This window comes from Mesorhizobium sp. M1409 (assembly GCF_040317535.1).
Taxonomy (GTDB): domain Bacteria; phylum Pseudomonadota; class Alphaproteobacteria; order Rhizobiales; family Rhizobiaceae; genus Mesorhizobium.
The window spans coordinates 287905-304965 of the sequence record NZ_JAMYKV010000001.1; the positions used below are offsets into that span (position 1 = coordinate 287905).

Sequence of the window (17061 nt, forward strand, 5' to 3'; positions counted from 1 at the left end):
GATTTTTTTATCGACGCCGTGTCGGGATCGGTCTTACTGTTTCGTCCTTTGACAGAGAAAAGGACCAAGCATGCTCTACGCAATCCTCTGCTATGCTTCCGAAGATGTCGTCTGCTCCTGGAGCAAGGAACAGGACGACGAGGTCATGGCCAATCTCCTCGACGTCCAGGACAAGTATGCCAAAGCCGGCCGGCTAGGTCCGGTGGCAAGGCTTTTGCCGACGACCGCCGCGACGACGCTGAGGAGGGTCAAGGGCGAAGCGGTCGTCATCGATGGTCCGTTCGCCGAGACCAAGGAACAATTCCTCGGCTTCTACACGCTCGAATGCGCCGATCTCGACGAGGCCGTGGAATTCGCTCGCGAACTTTCCGAGGTCAATCCGAGCGGCGGCTCCTACGAGATCCGGCCGGTCTCGGTCTTCAACCGCAACAAGGTCCCGGCATGACCGAACTCGCCTGGATCAGCTCCGCGATTAGCGCCGCCCGTCCGCAGGCGATGGGCGCGCTGCTGCGTTATTTCCGCGACCTCGATACGGCGGAAGAAGCTTTCCAGGATGCGTGCCTCAGGGCCATCAAGAACTGGCCGCAGAACGGGCCGCCGCGTGATCCCGCGGCGTGGTTGATCTTTGTCGGCCGCAACAGCGGCATCGATGCGGTGCGCAAACGCGCCAAGCAGGCGCCGATGCCGGAGGAAGACCAGATCTCGGACCTGGAAGATGCCGAGAGCGATATCGCCGAGCGGCTGGACGGAGCGCATTACCGCGATGACATCCTTCGGCTGCTGTTCATCTGCTGCCATCCCGACCTGCCGGCAACGCAGCAGATCGCGGTGGCGCTGCGGATTGTCTCGGGCCTCACCGTCAAGCAGATCGCACGCGCCTTCCTGGTCGGCGAAAGCGCCATGGAGCAGCGCATCACCCGCGCCAAGGCGCGCATTGCCGACGCTGGCGTGCCGTTCGAGACGCCGGGCGCGGTCGAGCGGTCGGAACGGCTCGCCGCTGTCGCCGCCATGGTCTACCTGATCTTCAACGAAGGCTATTCGACCAATAGCGGCGAGGCGCCGGCCCGTGCGCCGCTGTGCGAAGAGGCGATCCGGCTGGCACGGCTGTTGCTGCGGCTGTTCCAGACCGAGCCGGAGATCATGGGGCTGACGGCGCTGCTGCTTCTGCAGCACGCGCGCGCACCGGCCCGTTTCGACGATGGCGGCGAGATCGTGCTGCTCGAGGATCAGGATCGCAGCCTGTGGAGCCGCAAGATGATCGATGAGGGGCTGGCACTGGTCGACAAGGCGCTGCGCCATCGCAAGCCCGGCCCCTATCAGGTGCAGGCGGCTATTGCCGCGCTGCATGCGCGGGCTGAAAAGGCCGAGGACACGGATTGGAACGAAATCGACCTGCTCTACCGCCTGCTCGAGCAGATGCAGCCATCACCGGTGATCACGCTCAACCGGGCCGTCGCGGTCTCGAAGGTGCGTGGTCCGGCAGAGGCGCTCGCCATGATCGAGCCGCTGGAAGAACGGCTGTCCGGCTATTTCCACTTCTTCGGCCTCAAGGGTGGGCTTCTGATGCAGCTTGACCGGGGGGAGGAGGCGCGCGTCGCCTTCGACCGGGCCATCGCGCTTGCCAATACGGCGGCGGAAGCCGCCCATATCCGCATGCATATCGACCGGCTGATGAAGGACGGTGTCGTTCGCGCACCGACACAAAAGGCAAACTGAGCGCCGTCTGCATGTCTGGCTCAATCGTGTCGCCCGGGCTTGGACCATGCCGGGGTGGCGATTCTTCCCCGAAACGAGTAATGCCACGCCATGACTGTGCCCGAAGTGCTGACCGGCACGCGGGCGACATTGCGCGAGCATTGGTTCAACGCCATCTGATGGCGGTGGATCTGAAAGGGACAAAATGACGATAGCGAAGGAAACGATCGAGCTTCTGGCGAAACTGGGTGTGGCCGAGGGCGCGCTTACGGGCGGCGATCTAATCGTGCGCAGCCCGGTGACGGGCGAGCAGATCGCGGCGCTGAAGACGATCTCGCCCGCCGATGCAGCCAAGACCATCGATGCCGCGCACAAGGCCTTCCAGGCCTGGCGGATGGTGCCGGGGCCCAGGCGCGGCGAACTGGTGCGGCTGCTCGGCGAGGAACTGCGCGCGCATAAGGCCGAGCTTGGCCGGCTGGTCTCGATCGAGGTCGGCAAGATCCCGTCCGAGGGGCTCGGCGAAGTGCAGGAAATGATCGACATCTGCGATTTCGCCGTCGGCCTCTCCCGGCAGTTGTACGGCCTGACCATCGCCACCGAGCGTCCGGGCCATCGCATGATGGAAACCTGGCATCCACTCGGCGTCGTCGGCGTCATTTCCGCCTTCAATTTCCCGGTCGCTGTGTGGTCGTGGAACGCAGCACTGGCGCTCGTCTGCGGCGATGCTGTCGTGTGGAAGCCGTCGGAAAAGACACCGCTGACCGCACTTGCCTGCGAGGCTATCTTCAAACGCGCCGCCAAGCGCTTCGGTGCGGAGGCGCCGCAGGGCCTGGCGCCGGTGTTGATCGGCGACCGTGCCGTTGGCGAGATACTGGTCGATCACCCCAAAGTGCCGCTGGTTTCGGCTACCGGCTCGACCCGCATGGGCCGCGACGTCGGCCCGCGCCTGGCCAAGCGCTTTGCGCGCGCGGTGCTGGAGCTTGGCGGCAACAATGCTGGCATCGTCTGCCCGACAGCCGATCTCGACATGGCGCTGCGCGCGATTGCCTTTGGTGCGATGGGCACGGCGGGCCAGCGCTGCACGACGCTGCGCCGGCTGTTCGTGCATGACAGCGTCTATGACGCCCTGGTTCCACGTCTCAAGAAGGCCTACGAAAGCGTCTCGGTCGGCAATCCGCTGGAGACCTCCTCGCTGGTCGGGCCGCTGATCGACAAGGCCGCCTTCGACGCCATGCAGAAGGCGCTGAAGGAAGCCGCCGCCCACGGTGGCAAGGTGACCGGCGGCGCGCGGGTCGAGAACGGCCACCCGGATGCCTATTACGTGCATCCGGCGCTGGTCGAAATGCCCAAGCAGGTGGCCCCTGTCACGGAAGAGACCTTCGCGCCGATCCTCTATGTGATGAAATATTCGGATTTCGACGCCGTGCTCGACGAGCACAATGCGGTGGGCGCCGGTCTGTCGTCGTCGATCTTCACCCGCGACCTGCAGGAATCCGAGCGTTTCCTCGGTGTCGACGGCTCGGACTGCGGCATCGCCAATGTCAACATCGGCACCTCGGGCGCCGAGATCGGCGGCGCCTTCGGCGGCGAAAAGGAAACCGGCGGCGGCCGCGAGAGCGGCTCCGATGCGTGGAAGGCCTATATGCGGCGCGCCACCAACACGGTGAACTACTCCAAGGCGCTGCCGCTCGCCCAGGGCGTCTCGTTCGATATCGACTGACGGGGGGCCGGGGGTTGGGCATCGGCGGTGTCGGCAGCTTTTGTGCCGGCAGCTTTTCACGATAGGAATTTTTTCTTGACTCCGTGACCTCAGCTATGGTAGATATTCGTCCATGGTGCTGATTTGCGCCACTGACCCGCCGCGCAGGCGGGTTTTTCGTTTCCGTCAGCCAATGCGCCGGCGAAGGCTGCGAAGGAGCCCGTTAAGTTCGTTGCCCTGGGCGTCTCCCGCACGGGGATGCCCAACCGATCAGCTGTCTGCCGGCTGGTCAAAAGCCGCGTCGAAAGCGGCATCGACTATGGCCAGCTTGGCGGCCTGGACGGTCATGTATTCCTGGTAGAAGGTGCTCGACACCCACATCACCGAATGGCCGTGTTGGCCGAGCCAGCCGATGCTGCCGAGGTTCTCGGCAGCGCGCAGCTTGCGGGCGAGGTGAGTGCGCGACAGCTTGAGCCATTTGGCGAAATCGCCGATCGAAACCACGCTCGTCGCAATCCGCTCCAGGCCTGCATGATCGGGGTCGATGCCCGACATCAGCCAGTCCATGACGATGCCGCCATTGTTGAGCCAGATGAACAGGGAAAAGGTCTGGTTGGGTTCGCGCACCGGCGCGGAGGCTAGCAGGCCGTCCGCCACTAGAGGCTGCAGCATGGCAACCATTTCGGGATGCTCCAGGAATCTGGCCAAGCGGTCTGCCCCGTCGAGGCGATCCAGCGTCCGCAAATGGGCAAGGACCCAGCCGGTAAAAGTCTGCACGGTTGCCGCTGTCGGCTGCAAGGGGTGGGTACGACCGTCGCCACCCGACACGTATTCGGCAATGTGGTAGTGCAGCATCTCCTTGATGAAAGCGTCGGCCGTGTTGCGGCTGGCCACCGCGTGCTGGTGCACGAATTCGATGAAACGCGATACCGTCAGTTCCTTGCGACGGTCGTGCGGGTCGCGCCTGAAATGCATGGCGAGGCCGACATGGCCCATCAGCCAACGCTGCTGCGTGGCGAAAATGGAAGCCAGCCGCGGGCTGTCTTGATAAATCTGGATCAGGGCCAGCGACTGCTCCTGAACGCAGCGATGCAACGCCGGATGACCGGCAATGTCTTCCAGTTTCAGCGCCATCTCCTGGTGTTCCGGCTCGACTCCAAAGCGAGTTGCGCTCCAAATTTTTCAGCCTTCGGCGGCTGTGTCCAGAGGGTATCAAATAGCGAGGTTAGGCCCTGTCCGGGTAGCGACCGGTTCATGACGCCCGCGCCCCGAAAGTCGCCGGAGGCGCCGTGCGATCATTGCGGCGTGCGATCAGCCGTTTGGCTGAGCAAACCCTGCTATGCGCCACCGCCCGTAGCGGCGAGAACCGGCAGGCCGAGAGGCATCATTCGACGCCTGGCAGGGCCGCCGACTTCGGGTGGTAGCGCAATTTCGTCAGCATTGCTCTTACGGGGCCGAGCCGGCCTAGCTTTGTCGCAAGCCGGCTTATACGGAGCAAGCTCAGATTAGCCGCAGACGCGGACCTGCTCGATCACCCTGTGGTGATGGCGCCAGTGCTTGACCAGTTCGATATGGCAGCGATGACGCCGGTGGTGGCGGCGATACTCGCCATCGTTATAGTCGCCATATTGCACGTTCTCGTCGTCATCATACTGGTTGTCGTAAATACGCCGGTCGTAATGGCGGCGAACGACGATCTCGCCATTGTCGAACTGATCCTCCGGTGAATACTGGTCGCCGTCGTCGGACTGGATAATCACGCTTTCGGCTTGCGTGGGTGCCACGACTGCCGCTGTAGCGGCGAATGCCAATACGGAAGCTAAAATCAATTTTTTCATCCGGTCCTCCTGCGAATTCAAGACATATCAACTCGTGGAAGAACCGGCCGTTCCACAGAAAATCTACACGCTTTGCGACGCCTGGGACATCAAACCGTTATCGGCGTCAGCCATGCGCTCCAGTTGGACAAAGGCCGTCAACGGCAGATGGTCGGATGCAACCCGCGAAAGCGGCGTGTCATGCGCGTCGACGGCGGCAATCATGCCGCGCCTGTTGGCCATGATGCGGTCGAGCGCCAGCAGCGGCAGGTTTGAGGGGAATGTGGGGACCGCCGGCGGCTGCGGGCCGAACGTCGCATGCAGCGTGTTGAGCGCGGAGCGGTTGCCGAGGCGCCATTCGTTGAGGTCGCCGAGCAGCAAGGTCGGCGTTTCGTCCGGGCTGTTCATCAGGTCGAGCACGACACGTGCCTGCTGGGAGCGCGAGCGGCGCAGCAGGCCAAGATGGGCGGCGATGATGCGCAGCGTCCGGCTTCCATCGAGGTCGATCTCCGCCACCACCGCGCCGCGCGGCTCCAGTCCCGGGAGCTTGATCTGATGCACGTCACGAACGACGCCCTTCTTGAACAGCAAGACATTGCCATGCCAGCCATGGCCCTTGCCGGTCGCGGAAATCGGCACCGGAACCAGGCCGGTTTCCCGCTCGAGCCGGGCCAGGTCGAGAAGCCCAACACGGTCGCCGAAGCGGTTGTCGGCTTCCTGCAAGGCAATGACATCCGGATCGATTTCGCGGATGACGCGGATGGTCCGCTCCGGGTCGAACTTCCTGTCGACGCCGATGCATTTGTGGACATTGTAGGAGGCAACCAGCGTCCCGGTGGTGGCCGTCGTCTTGTGTGCAGCGGCGTTTGCCTTCCGCATCCGGCGGTCACGGATGGATAAAAGCATGCTTGCCGGGAGGCTGCGTCCGGTCATGCGCATCGTGTGCCTACCATGGCCGCTGCTTTCACCATGCACCTCAAATAGAATCTTTCAGTCTATGTTCCATGATTGGCATCAAACTATCCGTCTAACACGTCGTTTTGTTGAAGATGGGGTGAACTCATCCAAAGATAAGGCTAAACCCATCTAGAGATAAGGCGAACCGAGCCAAAGGGCCCGGTCGAACAATCTGATAAGAAACGGCCGGGCCCGCAACGCTTCCAGCGTGACCGGTACGGCCGTTTCGAGCGCCGACCGGATGCGCGCTTCGATCTCGCTGGCAAAGCCGGCGTCGAGGATCTCGAGGTCGATCTCAAAATTCAGCCGCAGCGACCGGGCGTCGAGATTGGACGAGCCGACATAGGCCCACACGCCGTCGATCGAAAGCAGCTTCGAATGGTCGAAAGGCCCCTCCGTGCGCCAGACGCGGCAATAGTGTTTCAGCACCTGGTCGAATTGCGCCGTCATCGCGCGGTCGACCAGGAAAAGGTTGTTCACAGCCGGCACGACGATGTCGATTTCGACACCTCGCCTGCCCGCGGTTATCAGCGCACTGATCAGTTCGCGGTCCGGCAGGAAATAAGGCGACATCAGGCGGATCGACTTGCGGGCGACGGAGAAGGCACCGATCAGCAGTTTGTGGTTGGTTTCGTTGCTGGCGTCCGGGCCGGACGCCACGGCCCGCACCAGCATCGGCACGCCGGGCGACGGCGACAGCGGGGCAATTCGCCAGTCATCACCCTTCAGCGCTTCGTTGGTGGCGAAACGCCAGTCCTCGGCGGCAATCGAGAAGAGGTCGGTGACGACCGGACCGGTCACCCGGAAATGCGTGTCCCTGGCGCTGTTGGAACCGGCAAACTCGGCGGAGAAGCCCTTGCGGATGTTCATGCCGCCGGTGAAGGCGACCATGCCGTCGACCACGAGGATCTTCCTGTGGGTCCTGAGATTGGCGTAGGGCAGGCGCAGGCCCATGACGATGTTGCCGTTGAAGACATCGGCGGGAATGTTGGCCTCGCGTAGATGCCCAAGGATGCTCGGTACGGAGTAGCGGGCGCCGACGGCGTCGATCAGCACGCGGACGGTGACGCCACGCCGGACGGCGCCGGCCAGCGCTTCGACGAAGAGCAGGCCGACGGCATCATTGTCGAAAATATAGGTCTCAAGCAGGATGCCGCGCTCAGCGCCATCGATCGCCGCGCACATAGCGGCATAGGCCTCGTCGCCGGTCTCCAGCACCTCTATGGCATTTCCCGGCGTGAGTGCGCGCCGCGCCACCCTGTCGCCCAGTGTTCTCAAGCCGGTGAATCGCGGCCCGTATCGCTCGACGATCAGGGCCTCTTCGGCGGCGATGTCGCGCTCATGCTTGGCGGACACCGGGTCGCCGGCAAGCGGACGCTGCGCGGTGATCGTGGCACGACGGATGCGGTTGATACCGGCGACGGCATAGATCAGCACGCCGAGGATCGGCGACAGCACCATCACGCCGACCCAGCCGGTAGCGGCGCGGACATCCTCCTTGGTCATGACGGCGTGAACGATGCCGACGGTCGCCATCACCACGGAGATGACCGCGAGAATTTGGGGCCAGTGAGTCGCCAGGGTCTCCAACATGGCCGAGACTATCCAGCGAGCGATTGCAGAAGGCAATGCGGCCGGTCTCCCGGCCTGACCGCGGCGTTCGACCGTATGGTTGCGTTAAGCGCGCGTTGAGAGGAAGCGGGTCAGTCCGCGACCAATGGGCGTTTTCCGGAGCAGGGTCGCCGCCGATGACCTAATTCTCGACGCGGCACCTCGTGGAACCGTCCGAAATAGCGATCCGACCGCGGCTTCGGCCGCCAATAGCCAGTGTGATTCTGGCTGCATCGGCCAGCGGGCGTTCGTTTTCTTGTGCTTTCCCACACGTGGCGGCGTCAGGGTACAACCGCAGCGGGTCGATATCTATGTGCCATTTTTGCTACATCCCGCGGCTCTTCTGATCTGAATCGCCTTTTTAGTGGCAGCTAAACCAATAATCGCTCACAGATTTCATGAATCTGTGAATAATCCATCGACGGACAGGCCTTGGCTTGGCTATAGCGCTCAAGAATAGGGGCGCTGGGGAAACGTTAGGGTGGGTTTTATGAACACGACAAGCATGTCGACCATAGGCAAGCGCCTTGGTCTTTTGATGGCGGCCACCATGCTGACCTGCGGGGGCGCTCATGCGCTCACGCTCAAGGAGGCGATGGCCGTCGCGGTGGAATCCAATCCCGAGATTGGACAGGCAATCGAAAACCGCGAAGCAATCGAGTTCGAGTTGCGGCAGGCCAAGGGCCTCTATCTTCCCAGTGTCGATGTCGAGGCATCGGCCGGCGTTCGCCGGCTCGACAATCCATCCCGGCGCTCGCTTTCCATCGAAGACGACGCGCTCTATCCGGCTGAAACGGATCTTACCGTTTCGCAGACGCTTTATGACAGCGGCGCAAGGCGGGCCGAATTGAACCGTCAGGCATCGCGCGTCGACGGCGCTTCATTCCGTGTGCTGGAACGGTCCGAATTCATCGGGCTGTCCGTTGTCCAGGACTATCTGGAGTACATGCTGCAGGCTTCGATCGTTGTCGAAGCGAAGAAAAATCTCGGCTTCCACCAGGGCATTCTCGGCGACATCCGGCAAGGCATCTCGGGCGGCGCGCTGAACGAGGCCGACCGGCAACAGGCCGAGGAACGGCTGTTCGCCGCCAAGGCGCGCATGCAGGAGGCGACCGAGGAACTGGAAGCGGCCAAGATCCGCTTCTTCAAGACCGTCGGAAAGCCACTGACCAGTCCTTCGAGGCCGGGCGATGTTTCGGCCGCGCTCCCGCGCTCGCTTGACGAAGCAATAGGGTTGGCGCGGGAAAGCAATCCGCGCGTGCACATGGCCAACAGCGACATCGACGCGGCGGCTTCCCTCGTGGATGCCGCGCGGGCAAAATTTGGCCCCTCCATCATCGCTGAAGGTCGCGCCCGGGCGGGAGCCGACATTGACGGCGACGATGGCGACACCACCGACCTGCAGGCGCGTGTGGTCCTGCGCTGGAATCTCTATCGCGGTGGTATCGACAAGGCCAACGAGCAGGAGCAGATCCGCCGCACAAGCGAACAGCGTCTGGCCTTGCATCAGGTCCAGCGCGAAATCGAGGAGGCCGTTCGCACGTCATGGGATCGCCGTTTCCGGCAAGCCGATCTGGCAAAGACCCTGAGGCAGCAAGCCGCCGCCAGTGAGAAGCTGGTCGCTTCCTATCGCGAGCAGTTCAAAGTCGGACAGCGTTCGCTGCTCGACGTGCTGGATGCGCAGAATACGCGGTTCAACACCGCAACGCTGGCTGATACCTCGTCCTATGCATCGCTGTTTGCCCAGTACCGGCTTCTTGCCGCGACCGGACAGTTGCTGAAAACGATGAACCTTCAGCCGGCGAAACAAGCGACGGCCTATGCGCGAACGGAGTTTGCGGCACCGGAAACCGCGGACACTGAAACCTATGCGCGGACGCCGTCGGAGCAGAAGAACGACCTGCCTTTCGACATCCTCGCCCCGGTGAGGAAGAAATAAGACGACGCAAGGTCCAGCGAGAGTCCCGACGGGCAGATCGTGAACCAGCAACCAAACATTCTCTCCCCCAAGGAGGCGTTCAAGGCCTGCTTCTCAGCCGTTGCCGGATATCTCGGCAGGCCGAGCGCGGAGACGGTGCTGTTTGCCGGCGTGCCGCTCTCGGACACGCGAATTGAAGTCGACGACATCCGGCACCTTGCCGAGCGTATCGGCATGGAAGTCACCGAGTTCAGCCACCGCGACTTTCTCAGGGGCCGCATCGACCTGCCCGCCATCGTCTTTCGCGTCAGCCAGTTGCCCGTTGCCCTGCTCGCTCAAACCGAAGACGGTGGGTATATCACCGCGCCCCAGGAAGACGGCCGCACCGCGATCGGCAGATCGGAACTCGCCGCCAGCTATATCACCGGCGGAGCGTCCTTCTCGATCACCTATGCCAATGCCGCCGAGGGCATGTCGGTCGGCTCGGCAGCCAAGATCGAGCGAAGACACTGGCTTACCGGAACGATGGGCGCTTTCTGGCGCACCTATTCGAAGGTCGTTCTCGCGGCGGTGTTCATCAACGTCCTGGCCATAGCCTCGCCCATCTTCACGATGAACGTCTACGACAGGATCCTGCCGAACAAGGCAGTATCGACACTGTGGGTTCTGGCGATCGGCATTGGCGCCGTCATCCTGTTCGATCTGCTTTTGAAGACGGCCAGGGCTTCCCTCATCGATTATGCCGGGCGCAAGGCGGATATTCGGATATCGTATCTTCTGTTCGAGAAAGTGCTGAACTCGTCGCTGTCGGCGCGTCCCGGTTCGACCGGCGAATACGCAAACAGGGTCACGCAATATGAGTTCGTCAGGGAGTTCTTCACCTCGAATACCATCAGCGTGTTCATCGACACGGCATTCGTCTTCGTCTTTCTCCTTGTCATCTATGCGATAGGCGGCTGGCTGGTGATCATACCGGCCCTGGCCTTCGTGCTGTCGGTCATCGTCGGCTTGATCACCCAGCGCCGCATCGGCAAGCGCGTCGCCGCCTCGATGAACGAAGCTTCGCAACGCCAGGCCCTGCTGGTCGAATCCATCTCCACGCTGGAGACCATCAAGTCGTTGCGCGCCGAGGCGTATCTGCTGCGAAAATGGGGAGAGCACTCCAAGAACGCCGCCAACACATCCGAGAAGATCAAGCAACTTTCGGCGGCCGCGGGCAACATAACCCAGTCCATACAACAGCTGGTGACCGTCGCCCTGGTCGTGGCCGGCGCTTATGCCTTCTCGGAAGGGCATGTTTCGACAGGAGCAATCATTGGAACGGTGATGCTGGCGAGCAGGGCCGTGGCTCCGCTCGGCCAGATCGCCATCACGCTGTCCAGGTTCCGCCAGGCCATGCTCTCGTTGAGAATGGTGAACTCGATCATGGCTCAGCCGGAAGACAGACCGGACACGGTGGGGTTCGTCAACCGCCCCATTCGCAACGGGGCGATGGTGTTCAGAAACGTAGGGTTCGTCTATCCCGGCACGGAAAACGAGGTTTTGACCGGCCTGAATTTCTCGGTGAAGCCGGGTGAACGGATCGGCATCATCGGCCGCATAGGATCGGGAAAGACGACGATGGGTCGGCTGATCGGCCGGCTTTTCCTGCCGACCTCCGGCGAGTTGCTGCTGGATGGGATCGATATTCGCCAGTATCACCCGTCCGAGGTTCGCGCCGCGGTCGGCATCGTTGCGCAGGCTGGCGACCTGTTCTCGGGCACGATCAAGGAAAACCTCCTGATGGCATGCCCCGAGGCTAGCGATGAGCAGATCATCGAAGCCGCGAAGGCCGCCGGCGTCGACGAGTTCGTCTCGCGCCACCCGCGCGGCTACGACATGAATGTCGGCGAGCGCGGCACCAATCTTTCCGGCGGCCAGAGGCAGACGGTGGCGATCGCGCGCCTGCTTTTGACCAAACCGAAAATCGTCTTTCTGGATGAACCATCGGGCTCGATGGATCTCGCATCGGAACGCCAGTTGATAAAGCAACTCAAAGTCGCCTTTGACCGCGACACGACGCTGATCGTCTCCACACATCGCTTCAGCATGCTTGAACTGGCCGACCGCCTGATCGTTATCGAGCGGGGCAAGATCGTTGCCGACGGACCGAAGGACCAAGTCATACAGGCGTTGCAGAAAACAAGCGCCTGATAAAACAAATAGTAATGCATACAATGCGTTGGGGCGTGGGAAATGCTTGCCAGGGAAGATCGACCGCCGCTCTTTGCGTCGGCGTCCATATTCATCATAGGAGCGCTTTTTGTCGTTTTTGTCGCCTGGGCATCCTTTGCCGAAGTCGATGAGATCGCACGCGGCGACGGCAAGGTCATACCCGCGTCCAAGACCCAGATCATTCAGGCGAGTGAAGCCGGTGTCGTTCAGGAGATCGCCGTGACGATCGGCCAGATCGTCAAGAAGAACGATCTCATCATCCGCCTGGACAACACGCTCAATACGTCCAGTCTGGGCGAGCAGCAGGCCAAGGCGCGCGCGCTGGAAGTGCGCATAGCAAGGCTGAAATACGAACAGGGCGGCAATCTCTCGGGCCCATTTCCGTGTCCCCAGGACATTCAGTCGATCGCTCCGCAAATCTGCGACAACGAACAGAAGCTGCTCATCGCCCGACGCGGGAATTTCGACAACAAGCTATCCGTGCTCAAGTCGCGCCTCGATCAGCGTGAGAAGGAACTGGCCGAGGCGATCGCCAATTCCGACCGTCTGACCAAGAACCTGGCCGTCAGCGACCAGGAGGCAAAACTGGTCGACGCGATGGTCAAGAAAGGCCTGATGGCAAGGACCGAGCAACTCCGGGTAGAGCGTGAACAGACCGAACTCAACGGTCAGCTGAACCTGGCGGGCGAGACCATCAAGAAGGGCAAGGCGGCGATCACGGAAGCCCAGCTTCAGGTCGAAGAACTCGGCCTGCAACTGCAGCAGGAGGCGTTGGACGACCTCACCCAGGCGCTGGCGGACCTTTCGGTGGTGGATGAAACCATTAGGGGGGCGACCGACAAGGTGGCGCGCACCGATATCCGGTCTCCGGTGGACGGCATCGTCAACACGCTGGAGCTGAACACGGTCGGCGCCTTCGTCCAGCCTGGCGCCGTCGTGGCCGGCATCGTGCCAACGTCCGAGACTTTGCTGGTGGAGGCGCGGGTCTCGCCACGGGATGTCGCCTTCATCCGCCCCGACCAGGAAGCGCTTATCAAAGTCACCGCCTATGATTTCTCGATCTTCGGCGGCATCGAGGGCAAGGTCTCCAACATCACGGCCGACAGCCTGGTCGATCAGAAGACAGGGGAACCCTATTATCAGGTGCGCGTGTCGACGGACAAATCGACACTTCAGAGAGACGGCAAGGCCTATTCGATCATCCCCGGCATGATCTGTTCAGTCGACATCAAGACCGGGCGCAAGACGATCCTGCACTATCTCCTGAAGCCGATCAACAAGGCGCGTGAGGAGGCGATGAGTGAGCGGTAGCGCCAGCCTTCATCATGCCGATGGCGAGCGGCTGCTTCCCGCGGTCACGGCCGAGGATTTTGGGCTGGAATTTCGGGTCGTGGCGCGTGGCGGCATACGGCGCGGCATCCGTCTGGAACGGGCATTCTGGGTCTCGCTGAAACAGCTGGCCGAACGCAGGAAATGCACGATCGGCATGCTCATCGACGAGATCGCCGAAAGCCAGGCACAGACAGGCAACCTGACATCCGCGATCCGCGTGGCCTGCATGCGTGGATTGGCGGACGAAAACCTGACTTTGCGAAGGCTTGCGTCGATCAATACCATCAACGCCATACTGATCGCTTGCCCGTCACCGGCCTTTGCCTTGGCGTCGTCGAAGAAGATCCTGACGTTCAACGCGCCGTTCCAGCAGCTGGTCAAGCGTCAACTGCCGATCGCTCCGAGCGATGATGCGCGCAACGACCTCAAGCTGGCGCTGGACCTCAATGTGGCTGATATCTTCTCGCGGCTCGATGCCAATGGCGAAACGCCGGTGGCCACCGGCTTTGTCATCGGTGCCGGTGAGCGTCGATACCGGGGTCAGTTGAATGCGGTGCGGGCCCCGGTGCTCGAGCCGGAGTTGCTGATGGCGTTCGTCTTCGGCGGCTGAATACACCGCAGACCTATGGCTGAAAACCTTCGCCAGGCGCGACGGTGGCGAAACCGCCCTTGATGTCGGCCATCTGGGCTCCGCCCGGTCTGGAGCCGTGGATCCAGGCCCGGTCCGTGCTGAACGAATAGAGCGGAACGTAGTCCGGCAGATCGCTGTCGCGCACAACGGTGTTGCTGAGACTGTCGAGAATGAAGGTGCCGCTGCCCGTGCTCACCGACAGCACCGCGTGAAAGAAGCCTCTCTTGCGGTCCTGGAGAACGACCAGCGCCATGCTTCGCGTTGGAATGCCGGCCCTCAGCAGAGCCGTCATCTTGAGGATGGCGAAATCCTCGCAGTCGCCGGCCCGCCGTTCGAGAATTTCCGACGGCGTCGCCCAATAGTCGAGCTGGCCGTAGACGACGCTGTCTTTCCTGTAGGCGATCAGGTGATTTACGCTGCTGTTGACGAAGGATAGTTTCTCGCTGAAGCCCTTGCCTTGAGCGGCGGAGACCATGCCGGCAAAAGCCGCGCTCTTGCGCTCGCAGTCGCTGCCCGCCGAGCAGGCGGTGATTGCCCGGTAGACCGGCGCCCAGCGAGCAGCGACGGGAAAGTTGCGCATCGACAAGGCAACCGATCCGAACACGCCCGGAATGATCGACGCCGTCTGCACCGGATCTATCCCGGCTCGCGCCATTGACGGGCTGTCGCCGGCATCGGCAACCGCCGGGCCATAGCCGCCGAACATCATGCCGATCCGGTAAGGGGCCGCAGGCTGCCAGGGCTGAGGCCTCGCCAGCGACACGCCGCCGAGGCAGGGTGGCGTCTGGACCCTTTCCAGAGGCGTGCCGGCAGCGGCGACATCTCTGGAAACGGCGTTCGCGGATGATGGCCCCGCCAGGCCGACAAGCCCGATCGCCAGCAGGAGCACCTTGAGCCCGGTTTTCCCCAGGGAGTTTTCTTTTTTCATGACGCCCACCTTTGACTGTGGACGCTACCAATCTTGTCTCAAATTATTGGAAAGGAAGGTAGGTAACTTTCCCCCAAATCACTTCATCTGTTTTGCATAAAATTTTATACAAATTTATACTTCTATTTACCAAGGAATCGCGGCTCGCCCCCATCCATTCGGTCCTCGCGGACGTCAATATATATCAGGTTATATTGGTGTAGTTTACCACGTGTAAAAAATGCCGAATCATGCATATGGGAATATATGAAATAGATTGCAGTGCTGTTGCAAAGCAGAGGTGGCCACTGTCTCTTTCCGGGAAATGACGGAGGGGTTTCAGCAATGACCACCAATATCGATTTGGACAGCTTTTCGGGTTCCAGGGACGACCATTCGGCATCCGGTGAACACAACAGTCAGTCATCGCCGGCAGAGATGCGGGTCGCACAAGCAATTTCGACGCAGCCCGCGCCGGCAGCGTCCGAACCGGTGCCGGTCGATGTCGGCGGAGCGCCCGCCAAGCCGGAAGCGCCCGCGACGGCAAACGCACCCGCGGCGACGCACGAATATGTGGCTGACGCTGGCAATATCGTAAAGCTTCCGTCCAACGTTTCCATCGACAACATCAAGGTCGACGGCAACAACCTTGTGCTCGAACAGGCCGACGGCTCGGTGATCGTGATCAAGGACGGCGCCTTGCACGTGCCGACCTTCATCATCGGCGACGTCGAGGTGCCGCGCGTTGCCTTGCTGGCAGCGCTGGAAGCAAGCCATGTAGATGTCGCCTTCGGCGCCGACGGTTCCATATCGGCCGGCCCCGGCGGTTCGAATTCAAGCGCGGGCGGAGACTTCTCGGTCCCCCCCGGCGGCATCGGCGACGGCTTCGACCTGTCGGCCCTGCTCCCGCCGACGGCCTTGCAGTTTGGTCAATTGGACCGGCGCGAGCTGTTCCCCTCGATCGTCGACAGGCAGGTTACAGTGACGGCCACGTCCTTGCTTGCTCCGAGCGAAGCGGCCAGCGAAACCGGCCTTGATGGCGGCCCGACACAATCGCCGGGTAGCGACGCACCGAGCCATTCGGAAACGTCCGGCAAGGGAACGATTAGCATCGATGCGCCGGATGGAATTGGCTCGATCGTCATCAACGGCGTCACCGTCACCGGCGTCGGCCAGCAGATCCCGGGCGATTTCGGCTTCCTGACGATCGTCTCCTACAATCCGAGCACCGGTGCCATCGAATACAATTACACGGTGACCGAGTCGGTCACTCATCCCAATCAGACGAACGGATTCGATCCCAACGATACGGTTCCGGACAATTTCAGCATCACTGTCACGGATGTCGACGGCGATACGGCCAGCACCACCTTCGCCGTCGCCATCGTCGACGACGTGCCGACGGCGGTTGCCGATATCGACAGCATCGCCGCCGGCCAGTTCGGCCCCGCCACGGGCAATGTACTTGTCGGCGGTACGGATGCGGGTGATGGCAATACCACGGACGGCATTGCCGACACCCAGGGCGCCGACGGGGCGACGGTGGTGGGCGTTGCGGCCGGCAACACCAATACCGATGTCACTGACGCGGCTACGCTCGACGTGCCGTTCCAGGGCGCCTACGGCAAGCTGACGCTGCACAGCGACGGCAGCTATACCTACGTGCGCGACGCCGGCACGCCCGGCGGCGTCAACGACGTCTTCACCTACACGATCAAGGACGGCGACGGCGACACTTCGCACACCACGCTGACGATCTCGATCGGCAATTCGACGCCTGTCATCACCGACCTGACGCCGGAGGCCAATGGCGGCGATGTCGTCGTCAACGAAGATGACCTGCTGGCTATCCGCGGAGCCGGCGAATCGGACGGCTCCGACACCGCCAAGGAAAGCGCAACGCAAGGCGGCACCTTCACCATCTCCTCGCCCGATGGCATCGCTTCGCTGACCATCGACGGCAACGCCTTCATCACCGACGGCGTGTTCACGGGCGGCTCGTTCACGACAGCGCTCGGCAACACGCTGACGGTGACGGGCTACAATGCCGCCACCGGCGAGGTGAGCTACGCCTATACGCTGGTCGATAATGAGGCGCATGCCGCCATCCAGGGTCAGAATAGCGCGTTCGAGAATTTCACCGTCACGCTGACGGACCAGGACGGCCAGAGCGACAACGGTACGCTCACTGTGAACATCGTCGACGACGTGCCGCAGGCCAACAATGACGGCCCGGTGACGCCGGCCGAGGATACGGCGGTGGTCATCGACGTGTTCGCC

Annotated in this window: 13 protein-coding genes; 8 read left to right on the top strand and 5 right to left on the bottom strand. The window is 62.1% G+C overall.

Annotated elements, in window-relative coordinates; genetic code table 11:
* Positions 1-70 precede the first annotated feature (70 nt).
* The 3 genes from NKG99_RS01395 (at position 71) to amaB (ending at position 3415) form a co-directional block, all read left to right on the top strand.
* Positions 71-445 carry a YciI family protein gene (locus NKG99_RS01395; protein WP_352863452.1) on the top strand — a complete coding sequence of 125 codons (375 nt, stop codon included), beginning with the start codon at positions 71-73 and terminating at the stop codon, positions 443-445.
* The gene (locus NKG99_RS01400; protein ID WP_352863454.1) at positions 442-1716 is read left to right on the top strand and encodes an RNA polymerase sigma factor; all 1275 of its coding nucleotides are present in this window, start codon (positions 442-444) and stop codon (positions 1714-1716) included. The genes NKG99_RS01395 and NKG99_RS01400 overlap by 4 nt, the downstream gene beginning before the upstream one ends.
* A gap of 184 nt (positions 1717-1900) precedes the next feature.
* Positions 1901-3415, top strand: coding sequence for an L-piperidine-6-carboxylate dehydrogenase (amaB, locus tag NKG99_RS01405; RefSeq protein ID WP_352863456.1), 1515 nt, complete (start codon positions 1901-1903; stop codon positions 3413-3415).
* Between the two features lie 249 nt (positions 3416-3664).
* On the opposite strand, the gene NKG99_RS01410 is transcribed toward amaB, so the two are convergent.
* The 4 genes from NKG99_RS01410 to NKG99_RS01425 form a co-directional block, all read right to left on the bottom strand.
* The gene (locus tag NKG99_RS01410) at positions 3665-4528 is read right to left on the bottom strand and encodes a hypothetical protein (RefSeq protein WP_352863458.1); all 864 of its coding nucleotides are present in this window, start codon (positions 4526-4528) and stop codon (positions 3665-3667) included.
* A gap of 371 nt (positions 4529-4899) precedes the next feature.
* Positions 4900-5232: a hypothetical protein gene (locus tag NKG99_RS01415; protein ID WP_352863459.1), complete on the bottom strand. Its 333-nt coding sequence runs from the start codon at positions 5230-5232 to the stop codon at positions 4900-4902.
* A 63-nt stretch (positions 5233-5295) separates the two neighbouring features.
* Positions 5296-6150, bottom strand: a complete 855-nt coding sequence (locus NKG99_RS01420) for an endonuclease/exonuclease/phosphatase family protein (RefSeq protein WP_352863461.1) — start codon at positions 6148-6150, stop codon at positions 5296-5298.
* 147 nt (positions 6151-6297) lie between these two features.
* Positions 6298-7761 carry a phospholipase D-like domain-containing protein gene (locus NKG99_RS01425; RefSeq protein WP_352863463.1) on the bottom strand — a complete coding sequence of 488 codons (1464 nt, stop codon included), beginning with the start codon at positions 7759-7761 and terminating at the stop codon, positions 6298-6300.
* A gap of 508 nt (positions 7762-8269) precedes the next feature.
* On the opposite strand from NKG99_RS01425, the gene NKG99_RS01430 reads away from it, so the two are divergent.
* Genes NKG99_RS01430 through NKG99_RS01445 form a run of 4 tightly spaced genes read left to right on the top strand, consistent with a single transcriptional unit; the run spans position 8270 to position 13853 of the window.
* Positions 8270-9718 carry a TolC family protein gene (locus tag NKG99_RS01430; protein WP_352863465.1) on the top strand — a complete coding sequence of 483 codons (1449 nt, stop codon included), beginning with the start codon at positions 8270-8272 and terminating at the stop codon, positions 9716-9718.
* 39 nt (positions 9719-9757) lie between these two features.
* The gene (locus NKG99_RS01435) at positions 9758-11890 is read left to right on the top strand and encodes a type I secretion system permease/ATPase (protein ID WP_352863467.1); all 2133 of its coding nucleotides are present in this window, start codon (positions 9758-9760) and stop codon (positions 11888-11890) included.
* Between the two features lie 42 nt (positions 11891-11932).
* A complete protein-coding gene (locus NKG99_RS01440) occupies positions 11933-13222 on the top strand; it encodes an HlyD family type I secretion periplasmic adaptor subunit (RefSeq protein ID WP_352863469.1) in 1290 nt (429 codons plus the stop codon).
* Positions 13212-13853, top strand: a complete 642-nt coding sequence (locus NKG99_RS01445) for a ribbon-helix-helix domain-containing protein (protein WP_352863470.1) — start codon at positions 13212-13214, stop codon at positions 13851-13853. Before NKG99_RS01440 ends, NKG99_RS01445 begins: the two co-directional genes overlap by 11 nt.
* Before the next feature lie 13 nt (positions 13854-13866).
* On the opposite strand, the gene NKG99_RS01450 is transcribed toward NKG99_RS01445, so the two are convergent.
* On the bottom strand, positions 13867-14802 hold the full coding sequence (locus NKG99_RS01450; RefSeq protein ID WP_352863471.1) for a transglutaminase-like cysteine peptidase: 936 nt from the start codon (positions 14800-14802) through the stop codon (positions 13867-13869).
* 324 nt (positions 14803-15126) lie between these two features.
* On the opposite strand from NKG99_RS01450, the gene NKG99_RS01455 reads away from it, so the two are divergent.
* A partial coding sequence (locus NKG99_RS01455; RefSeq protein ID WP_352863473.1) for a VCBS domain-containing protein occupies positions 15127-17061 on the top strand: 1935 nt, incomplete at its 3' end.